The sequence below is a fragment of the Streptantibioticus cattleyicolor NRRL 8057 = DSM 46488 genome, from assembly GCF_000240165.1.
GTDB classification, from domain to species: domain Bacteria; phylum Actinomycetota; class Actinomycetes; order Streptomycetales; family Streptomycetaceae; genus Streptantibioticus; species Streptantibioticus cattleyicolor.
In genome coordinates, this window is record NC_017586.1 from 4,449,477 (window position 1) to 4,474,678 (window position 25,202).

At 73.3% G+C, this 25,202-nt stretch carries 21 protein-coding genes and 1 tRNA gene; 15 read left to right on the forward strand and 7 right to left on the reverse strand.

Annotation, left to right across the window (positions count from 1 at the left end):
- The first annotated feature begins 51 nt into the window (after positions 1-51).
- Entirely contained in the window at positions 52-1,002 is a 951-nt protein-coding gene (locus SCATT_RS19630) for an FAD-dependent oxidoreductase (RefSeq protein WP_014144869.1), read from the forward strand.
- A 7-nt stretch (positions 1,003-1,009) separates the two neighbouring features.
- Here the strand turns inward: SCATT_RS19630 and glgB are convergent, their stop codons facing one another.
- Entirely contained in the window at positions 1,010-3,016 is a 2,007-nt protein-coding gene (glgB, locus tag SCATT_RS19635; RefSeq protein WP_014144870.1) for a 1,4-alpha-glucan branching protein GlgB, read from the reverse strand.
- Positions 3,017-3,470: 454 nt separating this feature from the next.
- On the opposite strand from glgB, the gene SCATT_RS19640 reads away from it, so the two are divergent.
- Complete coding sequence (locus SCATT_RS19640; RefSeq protein ID WP_014144871.1) at positions 3,471-4,148, forward strand: response regulator transcription factor; 678 nt, start codon at positions 3,471-3,473, stop codon at positions 4,146-4,148.
- A 104-nt stretch (positions 4,149-4,252) separates the two neighbouring features.
- Positions 4,253-4,672 (forward strand): fluoroacetyl-CoA thioesterase, encoded by a 420-nt coding sequence (gene flK, locus SCATT_RS19645; protein ID WP_014144872.1) that lies wholly within the window; start codon positions 4,253-4,255, stop codon positions 4,670-4,672.
- Here the strand turns inward: flK and SCATT_RS19650 are convergent.
- The gene (locus SCATT_RS19650; protein ID WP_014144873.1) at positions 4,647-5,042 is read right to left on the reverse strand and encodes a DUF190 domain-containing protein; all 396 of its coding nucleotides are present in this window, start codon (positions 5,040-5,042) and stop codon (positions 4,647-4,649) included. The genes flK and SCATT_RS19650 overlap by 26 nt on opposite strands.
- Before the next feature lie 15 nt (positions 5,043-5,057).
- Positions 5,058-6,527 (reverse strand): adenosylhomocysteinase, encoded by a 1,470-nt coding sequence (ahcY, locus tag SCATT_RS19655; protein WP_014144874.1) that lies wholly within the window; start codon positions 6,525-6,527, stop codon positions 5,058-5,060.
- A gap of 265 nt (positions 6,528-6,792) precedes the next feature.
- Here ahcY and SCATT_RS19660 point away from each other — a divergent pair, with 265 nt between their 5' ends.
- Both SCATT_RS19660 and SCATT_RS19665 read left to right on the forward strand, forming a co-directional pair.
- Positions 6,793-8,196 carry a cation:proton antiporter gene (locus SCATT_RS19660; protein ID WP_014144875.1) on the forward strand — a complete coding sequence of 468 codons (1,404 nt, stop codon included), beginning with the start codon at positions 6,793-6,795 and terminating at the stop codon, positions 8,194-8,196.
- Positions 8,193-8,897, forward strand: coding sequence for a response regulator transcription factor (locus SCATT_RS19665; RefSeq protein WP_014144876.1), 705 nt, complete (start codon positions 8,193-8,195; stop codon positions 8,895-8,897). The genes SCATT_RS19660 and SCATT_RS19665 overlap by 4 nt, the downstream gene beginning before the upstream one ends.
- Before the next feature lie 193 nt (positions 8,898-9,090).
- Here the strand turns inward: SCATT_RS19665 and SCATT_RS19670 are convergent, their stop codons facing one another.
- Positions 9,091-9,699, reverse strand: a complete 609-nt coding sequence (locus SCATT_RS19670) for a helix-turn-helix domain-containing protein (protein WP_231905129.1) — start codon at positions 9,697-9,699, stop codon at positions 9,091-9,093.
- Positions 9,700-9,772: 73 nt separating this feature from the next.
- Entirely contained in the window at positions 9,773-10,633 is an 861-nt protein-coding gene (locus SCATT_RS19675) for an adenosyl-fluoride synthase (RefSeq protein WP_173405648.1), read from the reverse strand.
- A 258-nt stretch (positions 10,634-10,891) separates the two neighbouring features.
- Here SCATT_RS19675 and mtnP point away from each other — a divergent pair, with 258 nt between their 5' ends.
- Positions 10,892-11,791 (forward strand): S-methyl-5'-thioadenosine phosphorylase, encoded by a 900-nt coding sequence (gene mtnP, locus SCATT_RS19680; protein ID WP_014144879.1) that lies wholly within the window; start codon positions 10,892-10,894, stop codon positions 11,789-11,791.
- 14 nt (positions 11,792-11,805) lie between these two features.
- Here the strand turns inward: mtnP and SCATT_RS19685 are convergent, their stop codons facing one another.
- Entirely contained in the window at positions 11,806-13,077 is a 1,272-nt protein-coding gene (locus SCATT_RS19685; protein WP_014144880.1) for an MFS transporter, read from the reverse strand.
- A gap of 262 nt (positions 13,078-13,339) precedes the next feature.
- Between SCATT_RS19685 and SCATT_RS19690 the strand changes: the two genes are divergently transcribed.
- Positions 13,340-13,990: an HAD family hydrolase gene (locus SCATT_RS19690; protein WP_014144881.1), complete on the forward strand. Its 651-nt coding sequence runs from the start codon at positions 13,340-13,342 to the stop codon at positions 13,988-13,990.
- 94 nt (positions 13,991-14,084) lie between these two features.
- Positions 14,085-14,717 (forward strand): response regulator, encoded by a 633-nt coding sequence (locus SCATT_RS19695; protein WP_231905131.1) that lies wholly within the window; start codon positions 14,085-14,087, stop codon positions 14,715-14,717.
- A gap of 603 nt (positions 14,718-15,320) precedes the next feature.
- On the opposite strand, the gene SCATT_RS19700 is transcribed toward SCATT_RS19695, so the two are convergent.
- A tRNA-Arg gene (locus SCATT_RS19700) sits at positions 15,321-15,392 on the reverse strand.
- Between the two features lie 521 nt (positions 15,393-15,913).
- On the opposite strand from SCATT_RS19700, the gene SCATT_RS19705 reads away from it, so the two are divergent.
- The 7 genes from SCATT_RS19705 to rho all read left to right on the forward strand — a co-directional run bounded on the left by SCATT_RS19705 (position 15,914) and on the right by rho (position 25,138).
- The gene (locus SCATT_RS19705; protein WP_078590792.1) at positions 15,914-16,357 is read left to right on the forward strand and encodes a response regulator; all 444 of its coding nucleotides are present in this window, start codon (positions 15,914-15,916) and stop codon (positions 16,355-16,357) included.
- 62 nt (positions 16,358-16,419) lie between these two features.
- The gene (gene nrtL / locus SCATT_RS19710; RefSeq protein ID WP_041824887.1) at positions 16,420-17,424 is read left to right on the forward strand and encodes an ArgS-related anticodon-binding protein NrtL; all 1,005 of its coding nucleotides are present in this window, start codon (positions 16,420-16,422) and stop codon (positions 17,422-17,424) included.
- 20 nt (positions 17,425-17,444) lie between these two features.
- Entirely contained in the window at positions 17,445-18,836 is a 1,392-nt protein-coding gene (lysA, locus tag SCATT_RS19715) for a diaminopimelate decarboxylase (RefSeq protein ID WP_014144886.1), read from the forward strand.
- Between the two features lie 116 nt (positions 18,837-18,952).
- On the forward strand, positions 18,953-20,296 hold the full coding sequence (locus SCATT_RS19720) for a homoserine dehydrogenase (protein ID WP_014144887.1): 1,344 nt from the start codon (positions 18,953-18,955) through the stop codon (positions 20,294-20,296).
- A gap of 7 nt (positions 20,297-20,303) precedes the next feature.
- Positions 20,304-21,392, forward strand: coding sequence for a threonine synthase (thrC, locus tag SCATT_RS19725; RefSeq protein ID WP_014628363.1), 1,089 nt, complete (start codon positions 20,304-20,306; stop codon positions 21,390-21,392).
- Positions 21,393-21,716: 324 nt separating this feature from the next.
- Positions 21,717-22,664 carry a homoserine kinase gene (gene thrB / locus SCATT_RS19730; RefSeq protein ID WP_014144889.1) on the forward strand — a complete coding sequence of 316 codons (948 nt, stop codon included), beginning with the start codon at positions 21,717-21,719 and terminating at the stop codon, positions 22,662-22,664.
- 434 nt (positions 22,665-23,098) lie between these two features.
- Positions 23,099-25,138, forward strand: coding sequence for a transcription termination factor Rho (gene rho, locus SCATT_RS19735; RefSeq protein ID WP_014628364.1), 2,040 nt, complete (start codon positions 23,099-23,101; stop codon positions 25,136-25,138).
- Positions 25,139-25,202 lie beyond the last annotated feature (64 nt).

Consider the following 25,202-nt stretch of genomic DNA (forward strand, 5'->3'; position numbering starts at 1 on the left):
CAACCTACTACGCGTGTGTAGACGCACCGGCGGCGGGGGTAACGTCCCGCCATGGACTGCGACGCGATCGTGCTCGGCGCCGGGATCGTCGGCCTCACCTCGGCGATACGCCTGACCGAGGCCGGGGCCCGGGTACGGATCTGGAGCCCGGACCCGTCCGCCGCCACCACCTCCGCGGTGGCCGGCGCGCTGTGGGAGCCGTACCGTATCGAGCCCCGCGACCGGGTGGAGGCGTGGGCCCGGGACACCCTCGCCGTCCTCACCTCCCTCGCCGCCGGCCCGGCCACCGGGGTACGGCTGGTCGAGGGCACCCAGGCGCTCGACGGCCCCGCCGCCCCGCTGCCCTACTGGACCGGCCACGTCCCCGGGGTGCGCCGGGCCGCGCCGGAGGAGCTGCCGCCCGGCGTCCCGGCCGCCTTCCGCGCCCGGCTGCCGCTGATCGACATGCCGACCCACCTCGGCCATCTGCTGCGCCGGTTCACCGCCACCGGGGGCACCGTCGAGCGCCGCGCGGCCGGCTCGCTGACCGAGGCCGCCCGGCACGCCCCGCTGGTCGTCAACTGCACCGGCCTCGCCGCCCGCGAGCTCGTCCCCGACCCCCGGGTCCGGCCGGTACGCGGCCGTACCGTGGTCGTCGCCAACCCCGGGGTCACCGAGTGGTTCGTGGACGCCGACGACGGTGCCGAGGCGGTCTACCTCTTCCCGCAGCCGTACGGGCTGCTGCTCGGCGGCACCGCCGAGGAGGACGCCTGGGACACCGCGCCCGACCCGCGGGCCACCGCCGCCGTCGTCGCCCGCTGCGCCCGGATCGTGCCCGCCGTCGCCACCGCCCCGGTGCTCGCCGAACGCACCGGCCTGCGGCCCTGGCGCGACGCGGTACGCCTGGAGGCCGAGACGCTGCCGGACGGCACCCGGTGCGTCCACAACTACGGCCACGGCGGCGCCGGCGTCACGGTGGCCTGGGGGTGCGCGGCCGAGGTGGTACGGCTGGCGGCGGCGTGAGCCCCGGTCACCCCGGGTCGGGGACGAGCCACAGCACCCCCTGGGCCGGCAGGTCGGCCGTCACCGCGTACCCCAGCCCCTGCCAGCGCAACGGGGCGGCCGGCAGCGTCCCGGTGCTGCCCTGCCCGGCGCCCCCGAACGCCGGCGCGTCGGTGTTGAGCACCACCCGCCACCGCCCCGGCCGCGGCACACCGACGCGGTAGCCGGGGGCGGGCACCCCGGACAGGTTGGCCACGCAGACCAGCACCGAGCCGTCGGTGCCGTGCCGCAGGAAGGCGGCGACCGCGTTGGCGGCGTCGTCGGCGGCGAGCCAGGAGAACCCCTCGGGCCGCCCGTCGGCGGAGTACAGCGCCGGAAGCGCCCGGTAGAGCCGGTTCACCTCGGTCACCAGCTCGGCGATCCCGCGGTGCAGCCGTCCCTCGGCCGGGTCGTCCAGCGCCCCCCAGTCCAGCGAACCCCCCTCGCCCCACGCCGCCGGCTGCCCGAACTCCCCGCCCATGAAGAGCAGTTGCTTGCCCGGATGGGCCCACGTCCAGGCGAGCAGGGTCCGTAACCCGGCGGCGCGGCGGGGCGCCGGACCCGGCATCCGCTGCCACAGCGACCCCCTGCCGTGCACCGCCTCCAGATGCGACAGTGGCAGCAGGTACCGCTCGTCCCAGGCGTAGGTGAGCGGGAACGTCAGATCGTGGTGGCGGCCGTGGCGCTGCGCCGGGGGACGGCCGAGGTGCCCCAGGACGTCCTGCGCCCAGCCCAGGTCCCACTTGAGGTCGAACCCCAGGCCGCCCTGGTCCGCCGGGGCCGTCACCCCCGGCCAGGTCGCCGACTCCGCGGCGATGGTGAGCACCCCCGGATGCGCCCGGTGCACCGCGGTGTTGACCTCCCGCAGCAGGCCGACCGCCTCCCAGTTCTCCGGCCCGCCCGCGGCGTTGGGTGTCCACCGCCCCGGGGCGCGCGAGTGGTCCAGGTAGAGCATCGAGGAGACCGCGTCCATCCGCAGCCCGTCGAGGTGAAACTCCTCCAGCCAGTACAGCGCGTTGGCCACCAGGAAGTTGCGCACCTGCGGCCGGCCGTAGTCGAAGACCAGGGTGCCGAAGTCCGGGTGCTCCCCGCGCACCGGATCGGGGTGCTCGTACTGGGCCGTCCCGTCGAAGCGCGCCAACGCCCAGGGGTCGCGCGGGAAATGGGCCGGAACCCAGTCCATGATCACCCCGATGCCGCGCCGGTGCAGCCCGTCCACCAGTGCCCGGAACCCGTCCGGATCGCCGTACCGGGCGGTGGGGGCGTAGTACGAACTGACCTGGTACCCCCACGATCCGCTGTACGGGTGCTCCGCCACCGGCAGCAGTCCGGCATGGGTGAAGCCGTGGTGCTGGAGGTAGCCACCGAGTTCCCGGGCGAGCTGGCGGTAGTCGCGGCCGTGCCGCCAGCAGCCCAGGTGCACCTCGTAGACGCTCACCGGCCGGCCGTGCCAGTCGGTGGCCGCCCGGCGGGCCAGCCACTCCTGGTCGCCCCAGGTGTACCCGGAGGTGTACACCACCGACGCGGTGCCCGGCGGCCGTTCGGCGGCGAACGCCAGCGGGTCGGCCTTCTCCCGCCACCGCCCGTCGGCGCCCAGCACCCGGAACAGGTAGCGGTCACCGGCCCGCGCCCCGGGTACGAAGGTCTGCCACACCCCGGAGACACCCAGCGGACGCAGGGCGTGCGGGACCGGGTCCCAGCCGTTGAAGTCGCCGAAGACCCGCACGTCGGCGGCGTTGGGCGCCCACAGCGCGAACGACACCCCGTCCACCGGGCCGCGCGCGGTGGGGCGCCGGCGCGGATGGGCGCCCAGCACCCGCCACAGCCGCTCGTGCCGGCCGCGGCCGATCAAATGCAGGTCGAGTTCGCCGAGGCTGGGCGGACGCCGGTCGGCCCCGCCCCAGGCCGCCGGATGGCCGCCGGCCGCGCCCGCCAGCCGGTCGGTGAGCTGGTCGAGCACGGCGGCGACCCACGACAACGGTTTGCGAGCGCTCATCGGGTACTTCCGCCTTCGGCGTGGGGGACCCCGCACGGCGGACAGCGGTGGCCGGTCATGTTGGGGACGTACCGCGGTCACGGCCGATCGGGAAGGGCAACCTTCCGGTGTCGTCACGGACGGTTCCGGTCCGGCGTCCACAGCATCGCCGAGCCGGGCCCGCCCCGCCGTCCCGGCCCGGCCGGAACGGTCCGGAACACGCCACCGGCACGCTCCCCCGCACAGGGCGGATACCCGCTCGTCGGGCGGTCGTCACCGGCGCGCGGGGCACGGCGGCTGTGGCACGGGCCACCGGCTGGGGAGGCCGGGACCGCCGAGACTGTCCGGAATGCGCGTTGTGGCCCTCTGTTGCTTACGGCATATTCGCCATGGCACGCCGTGTGTACACCACTTGGCGTACGGCGGATGCCACCTCCGGGCCAGGCCCGGCCCCCGCCCTCGTCCGGAGGGACCCATGGTGACCACCATCGCGCTGTGCGACCCCAACCTCCTCATCCGCGGCGGGCTGCGCGCCATCCTGGCCGGCGAGCCGGACATCGAGGTGGTCGCCGAGGTGGCCGACGGGGAACAGGCGCTGCGGACGGTCCGGCGGCTCCGCCCCGACCTGCTCTTCACCGCCCTCGACCTGCCCGGCGGCCACGGCTTCGAGGTGGCCCGCGCCCTCGCCCGCGCCCCGGAGACCCGCAGCACCGGGGTGGTCTTCCTCGCGCAGAGCTTCGACCCGGCGCTGGCGGTGCAGGGGCTGATGGCCGGCGGCCGGGCCTTCGTCTCCACCGGCGACCCGCCGCGCCGCCTGGTGACGGCGGCCCGCGCGGTGGCCGCCGGGTACGCCGTGCTGCCCCCGGCGGTGCTGGCGGACGGGCCGTGGCTGACCGGATCCGGCGGCGCCGCCCGGCCCGGTGCCGCCCCCGGCGTCCCCGGGCTGACCGGCCGCGAACTGGAGGTGCTGCGGCTGATGGCCGCCGGGATGTCCAACGCCGAGATCGCCGGCCACCTCTCCCTCGGCGAGGCCACCGTCAAGTCCCACGTCTCCCGCCTGCTGGGCAAACTGGGCCTGCGCAACCGCTCCCAGGCCATCGCCTGCGCCTACCGCACCGGACTGGTCACCGTCCCCGTCCCCGGCCGGGGCTGACCGGCCGCCACCCGGCCGGAAAGCCACCGCCGGAGCGGGCCCCCGGGGCACCATGGGAACGGCGAGATCGGTCCCTTCGCCCCGGCACCAGTGAGGAGTGGCCCATGAAGGACGGCATGCGGGTCGGCGAGCGGTTCACCCACGACTTCGTGGTCCCGCCGCACAAGACGGTGCGCCACCTGTACCCCGAGTCCCCCGAATTCGCCGAATTTCCCGAGGTGTTCGCCACCGGGTTCATGGTGGGGCTGATGGAGTGGGCGTGCGTGCGGGCCATGGCGCCCTACCTCGAACCCGGCGAGGGCAGCCTCGGCACCGCCATCTGCGTCACCCACACCGCCGCCACCCCGCCGGGCCTGACCGTCACCGTCACCGCCGAACTGCGCTCGGTCGAGGGACGGCGGCTCAGCTGGCGGGTCAGCGCCCACGACGGGGTGGACGAGATCGGCTCCGGCACCCACGAGCGCGCCGTGATCCACCTGGAGAAGTTCAACGCCAAGGTCAGGCAGAAGACCCCGGCCGGCTGAGCGGATCCGGCCCCGGCCCGCGCCCCGGCGCCGGGAAGCGCACCGCCCGCACCTCGTCCAGCACGATCAGGTTCTCCGGCGCGATCCGCTCCAGCACCGGCAGGAACGACTCGATGGCCTCGGCGGTGTCCACCGCCACCACCATCACCGGCAGGTCGCGGGGCGGGCGCAGCAGCCCGCCCTCGCGCACCACCCCGGAGCGGCCGTAGCCGCCGATGCCGCGCAGCACGCTCATCCCGCGTAACCCGCGCTGACGGCCGAGGCGGACGATCTCGGCGTACCGCGGGCGCCCCGCGCACCGGTCGGCCAGATCCGTGAAGACGGTCAGGCGGCGCAACGCGCCGGCCGGCCGGGGACGGGGCGCTTCCATCCCGGGCGTCCCCCCTCAGTATCGGTAGTGGTCCGGCTTGTACGGGCCCTCCACGGGGACCCCGATGTAGTCGGCCTGACGCTTGGTCAGCTTAGTCAGCCGGGCGCCCAGTGCCGACAGGTGGAGCCGGGCCACCTTCTCGTCGAGCCGCTTGGGCAGCCGGTGGACGCCCACCGGGTACTCCTCGGCCCGGGTGAACAACTCCAGCTGCGCGATCACCTGGTTGGCGAAGCTGTTGGACATCACGAAGCTCGGATGCCCGGTGGCGTTCCCCAGGTTGAGCAGCCGGCCCTCGCTGAGCACCAGCACCGCGTGGCCGTCCGGGAACGTCCACTGGTCCACCTGCGGCTTGATGTTCACGCGGCGGATCCCCGGGAAGCCGGCGAGCCCGGCCATGTCGATCTCGTTGTCGAAGTGGCCGATGTTGCCCACGATCGCCAGGTGCTTCATCGCGGCCATGTGCTCCACCCGCACGATGTCCCGGTTGCCGGTGGCGGTGATCACGATGTCCGCGGTGGGCAGCATGTCCTCCAAGGTGGCCACCGGGTAGCCGTCCATGGCCGCCTGGAGCGCGCAGATCGGGTCGACCTCGGTCACCGTCACCTTGGCGCCCTGGCCGCGCAGCGCCTCCGCGCACCCCTTGCCCACGTCCCCGTAGCCGCAGACCACCGCCACCTTGCCGCCGATGAGCACATCGGTGCCCCGGTTGATCCCGTCCACCAGCGAGTGGCGCACCCCGTAGCGGTTGTCGAACTTCGACTTGGTCACCGAGTCGTTGACGTTGATCGCCGGGAACAGCAGCGTGCCGTCGCGCTCCCGCTCGTAGAGCCGGTGCACCCCGGTGGTGGTCTCCTCCGAGACCCCGATGACGTCCCGGGCCACCGTCGTCCACAGCCGCGGCTGTTCGCGCAGCGTGCCGGCGAGCAGCCGCAGGATCACCGCCTCCTCCTCCGAGCCGGCGGTGGCCGGGTCGGGCACCGCGCCCGCCTTCTCGTACTCCACCCCCAGGTGCACCAGCAAGGTGGCGTCGCCGCCGTCGTCCACGATCAGCTGCGGGCCCCCCTCCGGCCAGGTCAGCGCCTGCCGGGTGCACCACCAGTACTCCTCCAGGCTCTCCCCCTTCCACGCGAACACCGGCACCCCGCGCGGTTCCTCGGGGGTGCCGTGCGGGCCCACCACCACGGCCGCCGCGGCGTGGTCCTGGGTGGAGAAGATGTTGCAGCTCGCCCAGCGCACCGAGGCGCCCAGCGCGGTCAGCGTCTCGATCAGCACCGCCGTCTGCACCGTCATGTGCAGCGAACCGCTGACCCGCGCCCCGCGCAGCGGCCGGCTCCCGGCGTATTCCGCCCGCATCGCCATCAGCCCCGGCATTTCATGCTCGGCCAGCGTGATTTCCTTGCGTCCGAATTCCGCCAGGGAAAGATCGGCCACCTTGAATTCCGGAACCGGCCGCTGCGCCCCGGACCCGGATGGTACGACTGCCATGCTCCAGCCTCCGACTGCCGGTGGTGCCTGTGTGGTTGTCCGGGCCAGCCTGCCGCGACCGGTGCCCTGGCGCATCCGTCGCGATGCGGAAAGTCGCCCTCCGCCGCCAGGTGGTGAACGCCCCGCGAACTCCACCCGGAGACGGAATCCGCACGGCGGAACGGAAAGCCCGCAAGGAATAGCCGACCGGGCGATGGACACCGGCGAACCGCTCCGATAGGAATTCACCTGATGCGGTTTCGGCCCGGCCTTCGGGAGGTGCCCGGTGTCCCTGACAACCGTCGAACTCGCCCATGTCCTCATCGCCCTCGGGCTGTTGACGGTGCTGGCCCACGCCGGCGCCCAGATCTTCCAACTGTTGCGGCAGCCACCGGTGATCGGTGAGATCGTCGGCGGCCTGGTGCTGGGCCCCACCGTGCTCGGCGCGCTGTGGCCCACCGCCGAGACGTGGCTCTTCCCGGCCAAGGGCGCCACCGGCGAGGTGCTCGGCGCCTTCTACAGCATCGGGATGCTGCTGCTGGTCTACCTCACCGGCGCCGAACTGCGCGGCCACGTCGCCCGCTCCGACCGGCGCACCATGGTCTGGGTGGCCGGCGCCGGCCTCTTCGTCCCGTTCGCCGCCGGGCTGCTGGTGGCCAACTCCGTATCCCTGCCCGGCCTTTCCGGGCCGCACGGCAACCCGGCCAGCCTCGCCCTCGTCTTCGGCATGGCGATCGCCGTCACCAGCGTCCCGGTGATCTCCCGGATCATGCTCGACCTGGGCATCCTGCGCACCGTCTTCGCCCGCGTGGTGCTCGCCGTCGCGGTCCTGGAGGACGTGGTGCTCTACGCGCTGCTCGCCGTCGTCCTCGGCATCGCCCAGGCCAGGGCGGGCGACTCCTACGGCGTCGGCGGGGCGCTCAGCCGGGTGTCGCTGCCGTGGGCGGTGGTCTTCTTCTCCCTCGTCCCGGTGGTCTTCTTCGGGCTCTTCCTGTGGCGCGGCCGGGCCGCCTTCGACGCGCTGCGCTCCGGCCGCTGGAACGTCCTGGAACGGCGCAGCCCGACCGCGTTCCGGATCGCCTACCTCTTCGCGCTCTGCCTGGCCTGCTCCGGCCTCGGCATCGACCCGATGTTCGGCGCGCTGGCGGCCGGGCTGAGCGCCGGCGGCCCGGTGCCCGGCGAGGAACGCGCGGCGCCCGCCGTGCCGGAGGCCGCCGCGGACGCCGCCCCGGGGTCGTACCAGACCCTGCGGGCCATCTCGCTCGCCTTCTTCGTCCCCGTCTACTTCGCCGTCGTCGGCCTCAAGCTCGACCTGATCCGCCACTTCGACCCGGTGTTCTTCCTGTGGTTCCTGGCGCTGGCCTGCGTGGTCAAGTCGGCCGGGGTGTGGGCGGGGGCACGGTTGGCCGGGCAGGACGCCGCGTCGGCCGGGAACATCGCGGTGGCCATGAACGCCCGCGGCGGCCCCGGCATCATCCTGGCGTCGGTCACCTACGCGGCCGGCGTCATCAGCGAGGACTTCTTCACCAGCCTGGTGGTGCTCTCCATCGTCACCTCCCAGGCCGCGGGCGTCTGGCTCGGCCGCACCGTGCGCCGCCACCGCCCGCTGATGTCGCAACGCCGACCGACCGGCGGTGAACGGGGGACGCCGGACCCCGAGACCACCAGGCGAAAGGCGGAAACCGCATGACCCTCCACCGCGGCGCCGCGACGGCCGCAGTCCGCCGGCAGCAGGCGGCGATCCGGCTCGCCGTCGTCGACGACAACGTCTTCCTGCGCACCGGACTGGCCCACGTGCTCGCCGCCGAACCCGCCCTCGAAGTAGTCGCCGAGTCGGCCACGGTACGCGAGGGGCTCTCCGCGCTGCGCGCCCGCCAGCCCCACGTCGTGCTGCTCGGCGTCGCCTCCGGCGGCCGGGAACCCTACGGCGACGTCGCCGAGTTGCGCCGGGCCACCCCGGTCAGCCGGATCGTGGCGATGCTCGCCCACGACGACCCCGGCGCGGTCCGCAGACTCCTGGCGGCCGGCGCCCAGGCCGCGATCGCCCAGTACAGCAGCCCCGAGGAACTGATCGGCACCATCCGCGGGGTGGCCGGCCACCGCGACCGGGTGGTGCTCTCGGTCTCCCAGCGCACCCTGGCCGGGCTGCGCGAGACCGGCCCGCACCTGCTGACCGCCCGCGAACTCCAGGTCGTCGCCCTGGTCGCCAGGGGCCTGCGCAACTCACAGATCGCCCGCGAACTGGTCATCACCGAGGGCACCGTCAAACGCCATCTGTCCAACGTCTACGCCAAGTTGGACGCCGCCTGCCGCACCGAGGCCGTCCGCAAGGCGGTGGAACGCGGCATGGTCCGCACCCCGGTACCGATCACCGACTACGACCTGGCCTAGGCCCTGTCGTCAACATGTCGCCTGCCCCGCGACGTCTGCCCCGCGACGTCTGCCCCGCGACGTCTGCCCCGCGCGCTCGCGGCGTTGTCGGCCGTCGGCCCGCACGGTCGGGCTCCGCCTCACCTGGGGGGACCCCCGTGGAAGCCGCGGGGCACCGCCCTCCGGGCGGGCGGCGACCTTTCGACGACAGGGCCTACGACGCCGCCGGATAGGTCATCACGATCACCGCGTCCACGTCCTCGTCGTCCACCGCCTCGTAGAAGTGCGGTTCGTCCGCCGGGAAGACCACGAAGTCACCGGTGGCCAGCACCACCGGGCGGTCCACCGGGCCCAGCCGCAGCCGGCCGCGCAGCGCCACCACCCGCTCCAGGGTGCCGCGGGTGTGCGGCGGGCTGTCGACCCGGCGGCCCGCCCCGCACAGCCGCAGCCGCCATATCTCGCTGTGCCCGCCCGCCCCGATCCGGTCCAGCAGGTCCTGCCGGCTGGTCTGCGGACGCGGCGTGCCCGGCCGCAGCACCGGCTCCGGCGGGGTGGGGTCCACCAGCAGATCGCCCAGCGGCAGCCGCAGCGCCACCGCGATCGCCGAGACCGTCTCGATCGTCGGGTTGCCCCGCCCCGACTCCAGCATCGACAACGTCGCCCGGCTCACCCCCGACAGCCGGGACAACTCCGCCACCGACAGCCCGCGGAACTCCCGCAGCCGGCGCACCTGCGCACCGACGGTCACCCCGACCCCCTCGGCCCGCTCCATCCCGCGCCCCCGTACCCGTCCCGCCACACCGTCCGCCACGCCGTCCCTCACGCCGCACGAGGGTACGTCGTCGCGCGTTCCGGCCGCCCCGCCCGCCGGCGCGGACGGGACGGCCGGAAGGGGGTCAGCGGGCCTCGACCCGGGCGGACATGCCCTCCTTGAGGTGGTACGGGTAGGCGAGGCTGGCCGCGTTGCGCGCGATGGACAGGTAACCGCGGCTGTTGAGGTAGATGGCGATGTTGCCGATCTCACCGGCGTCGGCGAACGTCGGGGTCAGCGGCGCCTCGAACGGCAGCACGCCGTCCAGCGTCAGCCGCAGCCGGGCGCCGTAGCCGATGCCCGCCTTCTCCAGGTCGGTGCGGTGGATGTTGGTCCACACGTTGCCGAACGGGTGGTCGATGGCGGAGACCACGCCCACCAGCGCCTCCCCGTCCTGCTCGACGGCCGGGCGGTTGAAGCGGACGATCTCGTGGTCCTCCAGCGGACGGCCGACCTCGGACAGCGGGAAGCCGGCGGCCAGGTGCGCGGAGGGGATGGCCACCATCTCCCGGCTGTAGAAGGTCGGTTCGGGCTGCTCGGGGATGACCTTCGGCGAGGTGACCTCGTACGCCTCCAGGTAGCCGTGCTCCTCCAGCACGGTGGTCAGCAGCCCGTTGTTGGGCGCGATGTAGATGTACGAGCCCTCGGCGCGCTCGAAGCCGGCCCCCGAGCCCGCCCACTGGCCGCGGGCACCGCCCTTGGCGGCCTGCTTGATGCGCACCGCCACCGAGCGGGTGGTGGTGCCGGTCGCCGGATAGGTGGTGGTGGCGAAGACCGTTCCCTCGGGGAAGAAGCGCGGAAGGTCCACGATGTAGCGGGCGCCCTCCTCGACGTCCCAGGGCGTCATCGAGTGGCAGACGTCCACCACCGTGACGTCCGGGCAGATGCTGTACATGAGCCCCTTGCACTGGGCGACGGAGTCGTCCGTGGTCCCCAGGTCGCTCATGAACGCGATGATGGGGCGACGTGTGCTGTTCGCAGCCACGTGAATTCCTCCTGCGATCGCTCCTGGTGGATCAGACCCGATCGACCATAAATGCCGGGAACGACAAGGGAAATCGGCCCAAGGGCACACCAACCCTGCACCGAAGGGTGTAGTCGGCATGGTTCCCCGGCACAGGTTGCGAATTCCGGCGCTGTCGCCCGCAGCCGCCGCCTGTTAGATTGCGCGGATCCGCGATCAGCTACGACCGGAGGTGCGCGCATGCGGGCACGGAAATCGGGGAACGAGCAGCGGAACGCCGATCTCGGCATCATCGGCGGCAGCGGACTGTACGAATTCCCGGGCCTGACCGACCCCGAGGAATTCCCGGTCGAGACGCCGTACGGCCCGCCCAGCGCACCGCCGGTCGTCGGCACCGTCGGCGGACGCCGGGTGGCCTTCCTGGCCCGCCACGGCACCGGCCACCGCATACCGCCCTCCCGCATCCCGGTGCGGGCGAACCTCTACGCGCTCAAGGCGCTCGGGGTCACCGAGGTCGTCAGCGTCAGCGCGGTCGGCAGCCTGCGCGAGGAGTACGCCCCCGGCCACCTCGTCGTCCCCGACCAGATCGTCGACCGCACCCGGGGCGGCCGGCCCGCGACCTTCTTCTCCTCCGGCGTCGTCGTCCACGTCTCGCTGGCCGACCCCTACTGCCCCCGGCTGCGCGCCGCCCTCACCGACGCCGCCCGGGCCGCCCACCCCACCGTCCACCCGGCCGGCACCTACCTGTGCATGGAGGGCCCGCAGTTCTCCACCCGGGCCGAGTCCCAGCTGTACCGCGCCTGGGGCATGGACGTCATCGGCATGACCGCCCAGCCCGAGGCGAAACTCGCCCGCGAGGCCGAACTGTGCTACGCCGGGCTGTCGTTGGTCACCGACTACGACTGCTGGCACACCGGACACGACTCGGTGGACGCCCGCACCGTCGCCGAGGTGATGGCCGCCAACGTCATCGCCGCCCGCGCCGTGCTCTCCGGCCTCGCCCACGCCACCGCCCCAGCCGACTGCGCCTGCCACCACGCGCTGGACGGCGCCGTGCTGACCGATCCGCTCGCCGCGGCCCAGGTCCCCGAGGAGGAGGTGCCGGCGCTGCTGCGCAAGGGGTTCGCCCGGCGCGGCTGAGGGCGGCCCGGCGGTCAGCGCGGGGCCCGGACGCCTCCGGTACCCAGCAGCAGCGGCAAGGTGGCGGTCACCGCCCCGGCCGCCACGCAGAACAACGCCGCCGGGGAGAGCAGGGCGCCGGCCGCCGCCACCACGTACGGCGCGGCGAACCCCAGGTAGATCAGGCAGTAGAAGACCGCGGTCACCCCGGCCAGGTCCTCCGGCGGCGCCAGCGCCTGCACCCGGCCCAGCCCCGCCACCAGCAGCAACCCGTACGCCGCCCCGAGCACCACGGCCGCCGGGATCAGCAACGTCGGCTCGGCGGTGGCGGCGGTCACCGCGGCCAGCAGCAGCCCGGCCGCCGCCACCAGCACCCCGGCCACCAGCACGGCCCCCGCCCGCCACCGTTCCACCCGCCGGGCCAGCGGTTGCACCAGCACCCCGGTGCCCAGCACCAGCCCCGCCGTCGCCCCGCTGAGCACCAGCCCGTCACCGCCGCGTATCACCAGCCCCGGCAGTACCGCGAAACCCACCGTGGCGGTGGCGAACACCCACGGCGCGGTCGGCACCACGGTCCGCAGGAAGACCGGATGGGCCACGGCCGCCCGTACCCCGCCGCGGCCCGGACCACCGCCCGCCCGCCGCCCCGGGGTCACCGTCTCCGGCGCCCGCCACGCCAACGGCGCCACCACCAGCATCACCGCGATGTGCACCAGATACGGCAGCACCTGCGGATACGGCAGCCACTGCGCCACCGCCCCGGCCACCAGCGGCCCGCCGCCGAACCCCGCGGAGAGCGCCACCGTCGCCCGCCGCGCCCCGCTGCCCCCGGGCGCGTCCGCCGACAGCTCCTTGACCCACGCGCTGCCCGGCGCGAACGCCGTCCCCGAGGCCACCCCGGCCAGCAGCCGCCCCGCGAAGAGCGCCGGCGTCGCCACCGCCCCGGCGACCAGCACCAGCGAGGCCACCGTCGACAAGATCAGCACCGGCCGCATCAACCGCCGCCGTCCCATCCGGTCCGACAGCGCCGCGGCCACCAGCAGCGCGGGGATCAGCCCGAGCGCGTAGCAGCCGAACATCGCCGCCAGCACCACCTGGGACAGCCGCCGCTGCTCGTGGTAGACGAGCAGCATCGGCGAGAACTGGTTGGCCCCCCACCCCACCGCGAACATCGCCAGCGCCACCCGCACCCAGGGCCGCGGCCCCGGCGCCCGCCCCCCGGCGCCCACCGCGAGCGCCCGTTCCCGTTCCCGCTCTCTTTGCCGTTCCGTACCCGTCCGTTCCGTACCCGTCCGGCGGGCTCGCATGGCCGCTCCCTCGGTAACCGGTGGAATGGTTACTGGTGCCCGCACCACTGTAGGGCGGCGGCGCCGGACGCGCCGGGGGAGCGGCGCCGGCCCTGTCGTCAAGAGATCGCCGGCCGCCCGGAGGGCGGTGTCCCGCGGGGTCCGGGGGTACCCCCGGGCGGAGCCCGACCGTGCGGGCCGACGACCGACAACGCCGCGAGCGCGCGTGCCGGACCCCGCGGGGCAGGCGAGATTTTTTGACGACAGGGCCTAGGGTTGCGGCATGCGTGTGCCGCCCCAGCTGGTCATATTCGACTGCGACGGAATCCTGGTCGACAGCGAACCGCTCGCCATCCGCGCCCATGTCGCCGTCGGCGCCGAACTCGGCTGGCCGCTGACCGAGGACGAGGTCGTCGACCTCTTCGTGGGCCGCTCCAACGCCTCGGTGGACGAGCTGATAGCCGCCCGCCTCGGCGCCCCGGCCGCCGCCACCTGGCGCCGGCGCTTCGAGGCGCTGCACCGCGAGGCCGTCGACACCGAGCTGACCGCCGTCCCCGGCATCACCGAGGCCCTGGCCGCCATCCCCGTCCCCACCTGCGTCGCCTCCAGCGGCACCCACGCCAAGATGCGCCACACCCTGGGCCGCACCGGCCTGTACGACCACTTCGCCGGCCGCATCTACAGCGCCACCGATGTCCGCCACGGCAAACCCGCCCCCGACCTCTTCCTCCACGCCGCCGCCTCCATGGGCGTCCCCCCGTCCGCCTGCGTCGTCGTCGAAGACAGCCACCACGGCCTCCAAGCCGCCCGCGCCGCCGCCATCCCCGCCCTCGCCTACGCCTCCGGCGTCACCCCGGAGGCCCGGCTGAGGGGCCCGGGGACGGTGGTGTTCCGCGAGATGAGGGAGTTGCCGGGGTTGTTGGGGGTGGGGTGAGGGGGGGTGCTGAGCGGGCGCGGGGGCATCCTCGCTTGAGCCGAATTTCCCGAAGTGAATGCAGCGTCCGGCTGCCGTCGTCCATCATGTCGGCGTGCCCGCCGCCATCTGGCTCAAGCTGATCGAGACACTTCCGGCCATCCTCTGGGTGGGGTTCGCCGCTGTCGTGTATTTCTCGCTACGGCAGACGATTGTGCAGCGCATGGTGCCCCGGCTGACTGCCGTACGGGCGCTGGGTGTCGAACTCGAACTCGCACGTGAACTGCTCGACCAGGCCCAGGAAGAGAGCCCGACAACCGTCACGCCCACCGCCAGGCGCACGGCGTTGGGCAGGCTCGAACACGCCGCTGACCTGCTGCGGGGTGGCAACGTGCTGTGGGTCGACGACCGCCCGGAGGGCAACTCCCCGCTGGTCGAACTCTTCCGGACCGCCGGCATGAACGTAGAACTCGCCCTGTCCACCGAGGAGGCCGTGCCGCTGCTTCGGCGGAGACCGTACGACATCATCATCAGCGACTTCGATCGGAATGGCGACAGCGAGGCGGGAATCAAAATGCTCCGTCTGCTTGAGCAATACCACATCGACGTACCCGTATTGATCTACACCGGCAGATTCGATCCTGAGCGAGGAGTCGACCACAGGATCTTCGCCGGTACTTCGGCGCCGGTAGAACTGGTCCATTATGTTGTCGACCTTATGGAGCGTGCCCGTCTGGGCTCGTTGTGATGCCGTCCGAGGATCCCGAGGCGGGACCAGGACCTGCGTTGCTTTGAGTCGCGTCTTGACCGGCCAGACGGCGTTCTTTGGCGTCCCGTGTGTATGCCGTAAGCGGCGGCAAGGGCTCTTCCCGCAGAAAGGTGCCAAGACAACTCAGCCCCTCGTAGGTGGCGCTGAACGCGCCCTGCCTACGATCCGCGTGAGAGCCCTCAATGCCTTGAAAAGCCATGCGGCTGGCCATCAGTACGTCACCGAAACGTTCCCCGAGGGCCCGGTCCGGAACTCTCACAAGAGCCCCCCCCCGCGCCTACCAGCGCCCCCACGAGCCCCGCGGCGGCGGCTACCCCAACCCCTGCGTCCACGGGAGCATCTTGGCGCGATGGTTCGTTCTTCCGCTGTGGGATTGCCCGAAGTGGCGCCCGGTGGCCAGAAGCTGGGTGACTGTGCCGGAGGACTTCATCAGCGCCGACCCGGCAAAGGAGCCTCGGTCACTGGACTGCTGGAGAGGCCGTGCATGTTCGGACAACGAAACGGTATCCGCCCATGCAACGCAAAACACCCCGCACTCAGCATCTCTGCTGCTTGCGGGGTGTTCCGGCACTTCTTGCGAAGTGCCCCCGGCAGGATTCGAACCTGCGCACACGGCTCCGGAGGCCGTTGCTCTATCCCCTGAGCTACGGGGGCGTTGTCGCCGCTCTCTCGCGGCGACGGATAGAACACTACCAGCTTCCGGAGGGTGCTTGTGTACAGGGCTTTCGCGGGGGAGCCCGCCGGGGTGGAGGGCGCGGTGCGGGGGCGCCCCCGGGGCGAACGGGGCAGAGCCGGGCGCCCACACCCGGGGGCGCAGCCCCACCCCAGGCGCACCCGCCACGGAAAGCGGGGGAGACGGACCCGGGGCGCCCCCGGAGCGGACGCCCCACCCCAACCGCGCCCCCAGGCGAACCCGGCCAGCCACCGCGCACCCACCAAGGGAAACGGGGCAGACGGACCCGGGGCGCCCCGACCCCCCCAGGCGCACCAGACCACCCACCGCACACCCGCCACACCACACACGGAAGGCGGCCAGCCACGCCCCCCCAACGCTCCCAACACCCCTTAGCCCACCCCCCTCCCTCCCCTCAGCGGGACGCGAAAAGCTCCCTCGCACGGGGAAGAAGTGGGTAAAACGCGGACGCACCTTTGGGGGCGCGCCTACTCTCGAAGATGTGCATCGCGCGTCGGGCCGGGTGCTTGTCGTGGACGACAACAAGGTCATCCGGCAGTTGATCAGGGTCAACCTCGAACTGGAGGGCTTCGAGGTGGTGACCGCGGCCGACGGTGCCGAGTGCCTGGAGATCGTGGAACGGGTGCGGCCGGACGTGGTGACGCTGGACGTGGTCATGCCGCGACTGGACGGACTGCGCGCCGCCGCACGGCTGCGTGGCGACCCGTGCACCCGCCATCTGCGGATCGCCATCGTCAGCGCCTGCACCCACGCCGAGATCGAAAGCGGTCTCCAGGCCGGGGTGGACGCCTTCCTGAGCAAGCCCTTCGAACCGGCGGAGCTGGTACGGCTCGTACGACGCCTCGCGCACACCCCCCGTCCGTCCTCCGGCGCCCCCGGGGCCGACCGCCCCCACCCCCGCCGCCCGGCGCCCCGCCTCTCCTGAACACAACCCCACCCCCAAAACCCGTTCGCCACCCCACCCCACCCCTCGCCTACCCTTTTCCTGTGACCCCCGCCGAGCTCAGCCGAAGCGTTCAAGGAGCGGTGCGGTGTGCCGTGGCGGCGGGGGAGCTGGGGGTGGAGGTGCCGGAGCGGGTGCTGGTGGAGCGTCCGCGGGGGCCTCGGCAGGGGGATTACGCGACGAGTGTGGCGTTGCGGCTGGCCGGGGCGGCCGGGCGGCCCGCGCGGGAGGTGGCCGGGATCCTGGCCGGACGGCTCGTCGGGGAGCCGGGGATCGCCCGGGTCGACGTCGCCGGGCCCGGGTTTCTCAACATCACGCTGGAGTCGCGGGCGCACGCCGGGCTGGTGGACCGGATCCGTGACCGCCGCCACGAATACGGCCGCACCGCCCACCCCCGCGCGTTCCCCGTACCGCCGACCACCACCTGCGACGCCCGACCCGTCGTCCTCGCCGAGGTGTGCGAACGGCTGGTGCGGGGTGCCCGGCCGGTACCGGTCCGGCCGGCCGGGGTCGCCTACCGCGAGCTCCTGGACCGTCTCGGTCCCGACGCGACCCACTGGGCGCTGCTGCGTCCGCCCGCGCAGGACGTGCCGTGCCTGGCGGCGGAGGCGTTGCTGGCGCAGCGCGAGGCCAACCCGCTGTTCCGGGTGCGGTACGCCCACGCACGGTCCCGGGCGCTGCTGCGCAACGGGCGTGACCTGGGGGTCGATCCGGACCGGACGGCGCAGGCCATGACAGAATCCGGTGCGGGTGACGGTGACGGCGGCCACCCCTCCGCCACCGGCAGCGCGCTGCTCGCGCACCTCGCCGACCACCCGCGGATCGTCGCCGCGGCGGCCCGGGACCGCGCCCCCGACCGGGTCGCGCGCCACCTGGAGCGCACGGCCGACGCCTTCTTCCGCTGGTACGACACGTGTCCGGCGCTGCCGCGCGGTGACGAGAAACCCTCGGCCGTCCACGAGGCCCGGCTGCGGCTCGCCGACGCCGCCGGGATCGTGCTCGCCGACGGCCTGCACCTGCTCGGCATCAGCGCCCCCGACCACCTCTGAGCATCGATTCGAGGATCCGCATGTCCCGCTCCGCCCACCCCGCCGGGCCCCGCTACGCCGACGTCCTGCCCGAGGGCCACTACACCGCGCCGCCGGCCGACCTCAACGCGCTGGACGCGCGGGTGTGGTCGCGTACCGTCACCCGGGACGCCGACGGGGCCGTCACCGTCGGCGGTGTCGACGTCAAGACGCTCGCCGAGGAGTTCGGCACCCCCGCCTACGTGCTGGACGAGGCCGACTTCCGGGCCCGCTGCCGGGCCTGGCATGAGGCGTTCGACGGCCGCGCCGACGTGTTCTACGCGGGCAAGGCGTTCCTCTCCCGCGCCGTGGTGCGCTGGCTGACGCAGGAGGGGCTCAACCTCGACGTGTGCTCCGAGGGCGAGCTGGCGGTGGCGTTGTCGGCGGGGATGCCGGCCGAACGCATCGCGCTGCACGGCAACAACAAGTCGGTGCGGGAGATCGAGCGGGCGGTCGAGGCCGGGGTGGGCCGGATCGTGCTCGACTCCTTCCAGGAGATCGCCCGGGTCGCCGGGGTCGCCTCGCGGCTCGGCAGGCGGCAGGGGGTGCTGATCCGGGTGACGGTGGGGGTCGAGGCGCACACCCACGAGTTCATCGCCACCGCGCACGAGGACCAGAAGTTCGGCCTGGCGCTGGCCGGCGGGCAGGCCGCCGAGGCGGTGCGCCGGGTGCTCGCGCTGGACTCCCTCGAACTGCTCGGCATCCACTCGCACATCGGCTCGCAGATCTTCGACACCTCCGGCTTCGAGGTGGCCGCCCACCGGGTGGTGGGGCTGCTGAGGGAGGTACGCGACGAGCACGGCGTCGAGCTGCCCGAGATCGACCTCGGCGGCGGCCTGGGCATCGCGTACACCTCGCAGGACGACCCGCGCGAGCCGCACGAGATCGCCAAGGCGCTGACCGAGATCGTCACCCGGGAGTGCGCGGCGGCCGGCCTGACCGTGCCGCGGCTGTCGGTGGAGCCGGGACGGGCGATCGTCGGCCCGACCGCGTTCACCCTGTACGAGGTCGGCACCGTCAAGCCGCTGGAGGGGCTGCGGACCTACGTGAGCGTGGACGGCGGGATGTCGGACAACATCCGTACCGCGCTGTACGACGCCGAGTACAGCGTGGCGCTGGTCTCCCGGACCTCCGACGCCCCGGCGATGCTGAGCCGGGTGGTCGGCAAGCACTGCGAGTCCGGGGACATCGTGGTCAAGGACGCCTTCCTCCCGGCCGACCTGGCCCCCGGCGACCTGATCGCGGTGCCCGCCACCGGCGCGTACTGCCGGTCGATGGCGAGCAACTACAACCACGCGCTGCGCCCGCCGGTGGTGGCGGTGGCCGACGGTGCGGCCCGGGTGATCGTGCGCCGGGAGACGGAGGAAGATCTCCTGCGTCTGGATATCGGTTAGCAAGATCCTTGTTTCGGATGCTGGACCGAGGATGGAAGTTGGCGTCCGGTGGGTGAGACTGGATCCACCACGCACGCTGGTCGTGAGTTGTCGAAGCTGTTGAGAATCGAGGTCGGATGATGCGTACGCGTCCGCTGAAGGTGGCGCTGCTGGGCTGTGGAGTGGTGGGCTCAGAGGTCGCGCGCATCATGACGACGCAGGCCGCCGACCTCGCGGCCCGGATCGGCGCCCCGGTCGAGCTGGCCGGCATCGCGGTGCGCCGGCCGGACCGGGTACGCCAGGGCGTCCCCGCCGAGCTGATCACCACCGACGCCACCGCGCTGGTCAAACGCGGCGACATCGACGTGGTGATCGAGGTGGTCGGCGGCATCGAGCCGGCCCGTACGCTGATCACCACCGCCTTCGAGCACGGCGCCGGCGTGGTCTCCGCCAACAAGGCGCTGCTCGCCGCGGACGGCGCCACGCTGCACGCCAAGGCCGCCGAGCACGGGGTGGACCTGTACTACGAGGCGGCGGTGGCCGGTGCCATCCCGCTCATCCGCCCGCTGCGCGAATCGCTCGCCGGTGACAAGGTCAACCGGGTCCTCGGCATCGTCAACGGCACGACCAACTTCATCCTGGACCGGATGGACGCGACCGGCGCCGGCTACTCCGAGGCGCTGGACGAGGCGACCGCGCTGGGGTACGCCGAGGCCGACCCGACCGCCGACGTCGAGGGGTTCGACGCCGCCGCCAAGGCCGCCATCCTGGCCGGGATCGCCTTCCACACCCGGGTGACCATCGACGACGTGCACCGCGAGGGGCTCACCGAGGTCACCGCGGCCGACATCGCCTCGGCCCGCCGGATGGGGTGCACGGTCAAGCTGCTGGCGATCTGCGAGCGCTCGGCCGACGGCAACTCCGTCACCGCCCGGGTGCACCCGGCGATGATCCCGCTCAGCCACCCGCTGGCCTCGGTGCGCGAGGCGTACAACGCGGTCTTCGTGGAGGCCGAGGCGGCCGGCCGGCTGATGTTCTACGGTCCGGGCGCCGGCGGCGCCCCCACCGCCTCGGCGGTCCTGGGCGACCTGGTGGCCGCCTGCCGCAACCGGCTGGCCGGCACCCGCGGGGTGGGCGACTCCGCCTACACCCAGCTGCCGGTGAGCCCGATGGGCGAGGTGGTCACCCGGTACCACATCAGTCTGGACGTGGCCGACAAACCCGGTGTTCTCGCCCAGGTCGCCACGATCTTCGCGGAACACGAGGTGTCCATCGACACCGTCCGCCAGCAGGGCAGGGAGTCCGAGGAGGGCGGCGACGAGGCCGCCTCCGGCAAGGGCGCGGGACGACGGGCGGGCGCCTCGCTCGTCGTGGTCACCCACCGCGCGCCCGACGCCGCGCTCTCGGCGACCGTCGAGGCCCTGCGGAAACTCGACACCGTGCGCGGGGTCGCGAGCATCATGCGTGTGGAAGGGGAGTAACCCAGCAATGAACGCCGTCGCTTCACCTCGAATGTCCGGCACCCACCAGTGGCGGGGCATCATCGAGGAGTACCGGGACCGGCTTCCGGTGACCGCCGAGACCCCCGTGGTCACGCTGCTGGAGGGTGGCACCCCGCTCGTTCCCGCCCAGCTGCTGTCCGAACGGACCGGCTGTGACGTCCACTTGAAGGTCGAGGGGGCCAACCCCACCGGTTCCTTCAAGGACCGCGGCATGACGATGGCCATCACCCGGGCCAAGGAGGAGGGCGCCCAGGCGGTCATCTGCGCCTCCACCGGCAACACCTCGGCCTCGGCCGCCGGGTACGCGGTACGGGCCGGGATGGTCTGCGCGGTGCTGGTGCCGCAGGGCAAGATCGCGCTGGGCAAGATGGGCCAGGCGCTGGTGCACGGCGCCCGGATCCTCCAGGTCGACGGCAACTTCGACGACTGCCTGGAGCTGGCCCGCGGGCTGAGCGACAAGTACCCGGTGGCGCTGGTCAACTCGGTCAACCCGGTGCGCATCGAGGGCCAGAAGACCGCCGCGTTCGAGATCGTGGACGCGCTCGGGGACGCCCCCGACATCCACGTCCTCCCGGTGGGCAACGCCGGCAACATCACGGCGTACTGGAAGGGTTACCGCGAGTACGCGGCGGACGGCGTGTCCACCCGCACCCCGCGGATGTGGGGGTTCCAGGCGTCCGGCGCGGCGCCGATCGTCAAGGGCGAGCCGGTGCGCGACCCGCAGACCATCGCCACCGCCATCCGCATCGGCAACCCGGCCTCCTGGGCGTTCGCGGAGGCCGCGCGGGACGAGTCCGGCGGCCTCATCGAAGCGGTGACCGACCGTCAGATCCTTGCCGCCTACCGGCTGTTGGCCGCGCGCGAGGGCGTCTTCGTGGAGCCCGCGTCGGCGGCCTCGGTGGCCGGACTGCTCAAGGCGGCCGAGGAGGGCCGGCTCGACCCGGGCCAGCGCGTGGTGTGCACGGTGACCGGAAACGGCCTGAAGGACCCCGACTGGGCGGTGGCCGGCGCCCCGCAGCCGATCACCGTCCCGGTCGACGCCGACGCCGCCGCCGAACGCCTCGGTCTGGTGTAACGCCCGGCGGCCGGGGGAACCTGCCCGACCTGCGCCTTTCGTCGCGTCCCCGCCGGGGGGCGCAACGAAAGGCGTGCGACACGCATCACGCGCCGTCCGTGCGCCCTATGTCGCAGCAGAACCTTCCTTCGATAGGCTGCCTCCCATCGGTGCGCCCAGCACCGCAGCGGTCCTTGCCGTTGGCACAGGCCCGACCGCCGCCACCGCCGCCGTCGCCGTCGACGGAGGGGCGCGGCCCCCAAGCCCTCGCGCCGCCACCCGGCTGAAGGACGCCAAGGCCCCGGGGCAGCACCGCACTTGCCACACAAGGAGAGTCTTCGACCGATGGCCGGTCCCGCCTTCCGCGCCGCCGCCGTCCGCGTGCGTACCCCCGCGACCAGCGCCAACCTCGGACCCGGCTTCGACGCGTTCGGGCTGGCCCTGGGGCTCTACGACGACGTCGTGGTCCGGGTCGCCGACTCCGGTCTGCACGTCGACATCGCGGGGGAGGGCGCCGACAGCCTGGCACGTGACGAGAAACACCTCGTGGTCCGCGCCCTGCGCACCGCGTTCGACGTGCTCGGCGGGCAGCCGCGCGGCCTGGAGGTGGTCTGCGCCAACCGCATCCCGCACGGCCGCGGCCTGGGCTCCTCCTCCGCCGCCATCTGCGCCGGCATCATGGCCGCCCGGGCGGTGACCATAGGCGGCGCCGACCGCCTCGACGACGCCGCCCTGCTGGAGCTGGCCACCGAGATCGAGGGCCACCCGGACAACGTCGCCGCCTGTCTGCTCGGCGGCTTCACCCTGGCCTGGACGGAGTCCGGGGCGGCCCGGGCGATCCGGATGGCACCGGCGGCGTCCATCGTTCCGGTGGTTTTCGTCCCCTCCCGGCCGGTGCTCACCGAGACCGCCCGCGGGCTGCTGCCGCGCACCGTGCCGCATGTGGACGCGGCGGCCAACGCCGGACGCGCCGCGCTCCTCGTCGAGGCCCTCACCCGCCGCCCCGACCTGCTCTTCCCGGCCACCGAGGACCGGCTCCACCAGGAGTACCGGGCGCCCGCCATGCCGGCCAGCACCGAGCTGGTGGCCAGGCTGCGGGCCGAAGGGGTGCCCGCGGTGATCTCCGGCGCCGGCCCCACCGTGCTGGCGCTCACCGAGGAGGGACGCGCCGAAAAGGTGGCCGCCCTCGCCGGGGAGGGATGGGCGGCCAACCGGCTCGCGTTGGACCCCTCGGGGGCCTGCGTCCTGCCGCTGACCGGGGCCGGAACCGGCGCGCCGGGGGCCGTCCACTGATGACCGGGGGGTTTGAGCCGGTGTCCGACACGGGAAGAACTGCGCGCGGCAGCGCCGCGCCCCGTAACCCGATGCACGATTGCCGGGCGCGGAGAGGGGGAATGTTTGTTGGATCCGGTAGTGTTAACCTCAAGTACGCACCCACTGCCCCACAGGCTGGGTGCTCCGTGTCCCGTCTTGGGGCCGCCCTTCTTCCGGGAGCCTTCCACACTGCCTTGAAGCCTGCCTTCGCAGTGCCGAGCACGCTCCGGAACCGGCGCGAGCGATACGCCACCTCCGTGTGACCTCTTCGCGTCGGAAAACACGCATGTTTCTGCCGCCGTCAGGCGGACCACCGCCCCGGATCCGGACCCAACGCGAAAACCCGGAATCCGGACAGCACAACCGGTCGCCGAGCCGATCAGGCCGACGCCCGCTCCAGGGAAGGACCCTTCGTGAGCGACACCACCGATCTGATGGGCGTGCGTACGGACGCCGCGCCCGCCTCGGACGCCTCCGCCGCGCCTGCCACCGGTGCTGCCTCTGGTAGTGCCTCTCGGCGACGCCGGTCGGGCACCGGCCTTGAGGGCATGGTTCTGGCCGAACTCCAGCAGGTCGCCTCGGGCCTCGGCATCAAGGGCACGGCCCGGATGCGCAAGAGCCAGCTGATCGAGGTCATCAAGGAACGCCAGGCCGGCGGCGCCGGCCAGGCGGAGGCCGGCAAGGCCGCCCCCGCCGCCGAGAAGCCCAAGCGCCGGGCGACCTCCCGGGCGCGTACCGGCGAGGCCGCGGAGGCCAAGGCGGAGAAGGCCAAGGCCGCCCCCGCCCAGCAGCAGATCGACATCCCCGGCCAGCCCGCCGGTGAGCCCGCCGCCGAGCGCCGCCCCCGCCGCGCCGCCGCCGAGGAGCCGGCCCAGCCGGCCGCCGAGGCCAAGGCCCCGGCCGAGGCCGCCCCCGCGGCCAAGGAGGAGCAGCAGCCCGAGGCCAAGGCCGCCAAGAGCGAGGCCGGCGAGGGCCAGGGCGAGCGCGAGCCCCGCCGCGACCGCGGCCAGAAGGGCGACCGCCGTCAGCGTGACCGCCGCCGCGGCGAGGACGGCGGCCAGGGTGACGGCGACCGCCGCCAGGCCGACTCCGGGGACCAGCGCCGCCAGGGCGACGGCGACCGCCGCCAGGGCCAGGACGGCGACCGCCGTCAGGGTCAGGGTCAGGGCGACGACCGCCGCCAGAGCCAGGGCCAGGGCCAGGGCGACGACGACTTCGAAGGCGGCCGCCGTGGCCGCCGGGGCCGTTACCGCGACCGCCGGGGCCGCCGGGGCCGCGACGACTTCGCCGCCGAGCCGCAGCTCGCCGAGGACGACGTGCTCATCCCCGTCGCCGGCATCCTGGACATCCTGGACAACTACGCGTTCATCCGGACCTCCGGCTACCTGCCCGGACCCAACGACGTGTACGTCTCCCTTGCCCAGGTCCGCAAGAACGGCCTGCGCAAGGGCGACCACGTCACCGGTGCGGTGCGCCAGCCGAAGGAAGGCGAGCGGCGCGAGAAGTTCAACGCGCTGGTGCGGCTGGACTCGGTCAACGGCATGGCGCCGGAGACCGGCCGGGGCCGCCCCGAGTTCGGCAAGCTCACCCCGCTGTACCCGCAGGAGCGGCTGCGGCTGGAGAACGAGGCCAGCGCGCTGACCCCGCGCATCATCGACCTGGTCGCGCCGATCGGCAAGGGCCAGCGCGGGCTGATCGTGGCCCCGCCGAAGACCGGCAAGACCATGATCATGCAGTCCATCGCCAACGCCATCACGCACAACAACCCCGAGTGCCACCTGATGGTCGTCCTGGTGGACGAGCGCCCCGAAGAGGTCACCGACATGCAGCGGTCGGTCAAGGGCGAGGTCATCTCCTCGACCTTCGACCGTCCGGCCGAGGACCACACCACCGTCGCGGAGCTCGCCATCGAGCGGGCCAAGCGGCTGGTGGAGCTGGGTCACGACGTGGTCGTGCTGCTGGACTCCATCACCCGTCTGGGCCGTGCCTACAACCTGGCGGCGCCCGCCTCCGGCCGCATCCTGTCCGGTGGTGTCGACTCCACCGCGCTCTACCCGCCGAAGCGCTTCTTCGGCGCCGCGCGCAACATCGAGGACGGCGGCTCGCTGACCATCCTGGCCACCGCGCTGGTCGAGACCGGCTCGCGGATGGACGAGGTGATCTTCGAGGAGTTCAAGGGCACCGGCAACATGGAGCTGCGCCTGGACCGGAAGCTCTCCGACAAGCGCATCTTCCCGGCGGTGGACGTGGACGCGTCCGGCACCCGCAAGGAGGAGATCCTGCTGGCGCCGGAGGAGCTGGGCATCGTTTGGAAGCTGCGCCGGGTGCTGCACGCGCTCGACTCGCAGCAGGCGATCGAGCTGCTGCTGGACAAGATGAAGCAGACCAAGTCCAACGCCGAGTTCCTGATGCAGATCGCCAAGACCACGCCGGGCAACGGCAACGGCGACTGATCCGGGCGACCGGCCGCACCACGCAGCCGCCCCGGCCACGGCGTCCCAGTACGGGCGCCGGGGC

What these genes read in the sequence shown, in the direction of transcription:
- SCATT_RS19630 (WP_014144869.1), top strand. Translation starts at nt 52, where the DNA reads ATGGACTGCGACGCGATCGTGCTCGGCGCCGGGATCGTCGGCCTCACC.
- glgB (WP_014144870.1), bottom strand. Translation starts at nt 3,016, where the DNA reads ATGAGCGCTCGCAAACCGTTGTCGTGGGTCGCCGCCGTGCTCGACCAG.
- SCATT_RS19640 (WP_014144871.1), top strand. Translation starts at nt 3,471, where the DNA reads ATGGTGACCACCATCGCGCTGTGCGACCCCAACCTCCTCATCCGCGGC.
- flK (WP_014144872.1), top strand. Translation starts at nt 4,253, where the DNA reads ATGAAGGACGGCATGCGGGTCGGCGAGCGGTTCACCCACGACTTCGTG.
- SCATT_RS19650 (WP_014144873.1), bottom strand. Translation starts at nt 5,042, where the DNA reads ATGGAAGCGCCCCGTCCCCGGCCGGCCGGCGCGTTGCGCCGCCTGACC.
- ahcY (WP_014144874.1), bottom strand. Translation starts at nt 6,527, where the DNA reads ATGGCAGTCGTACCATCCGGGTCCGGGGCGCAGCGGCCGGTTCCGGAA.
- SCATT_RS19665 (WP_014144876.1), top strand. Translation starts at nt 8,193, where the DNA reads ATGACCCTCCACCGCGGCGCCGCGACGGCCGCAGTCCGCCGGCAGCAG.
- SCATT_RS19675 (WP_173405648.1), bottom strand. Translation starts at nt 10,633, where the DNA reads ATGAGCGACCTGGGGACCACGGACGACTCCGTCGCCCAGTGCAAGGGG.
- mtnP (WP_014144879.1), top strand. Translation starts at nt 10,892, where the DNA reads ATGCGGGCACGGAAATCGGGGAACGAGCAGCGGAACGCCGATCTCGGC.
- SCATT_RS19685 (WP_014144880.1), bottom strand. Translation starts at nt 13,077, where the DNA reads ATGCGAGCCCGCCGGACGGGTACGGAACGGACGGGTACGGAACGGCAA.
- SCATT_RS19690 (WP_014144881.1), top strand. Translation starts at nt 13,340, where the DNA reads ATGCGTGTGCCGCCCCAGCTGGTCATATTCGACTGCGACGGAATCCTG.
- lysA (WP_014144886.1), top strand. Translation starts at nt 17,445, where the DNA reads ATGTCCCGCTCCGCCCACCCCGCCGGGCCCCGCTACGCCGACGTCCTG.
- SCATT_RS19720 (WP_014144887.1), top strand. Translation starts at nt 18,953, where the DNA reads ATGATGCGTACGCGTCCGCTGAAGGTGGCGCTGCTGGGCTGTGGAGTG.
- thrC (WP_014628363.1), top strand. Translation starts at nt 20,304, where the DNA reads ATGAACGCCGTCGCTTCACCTCGAATGTCCGGCACCCACCAGTGGCGG.
- thrB (WP_014144889.1), top strand. Translation starts at nt 21,717, where the DNA reads ATGGCCGGTCCCGCCTTCCGCGCCGCCGCCGTCCGCGTGCGTACCCCC.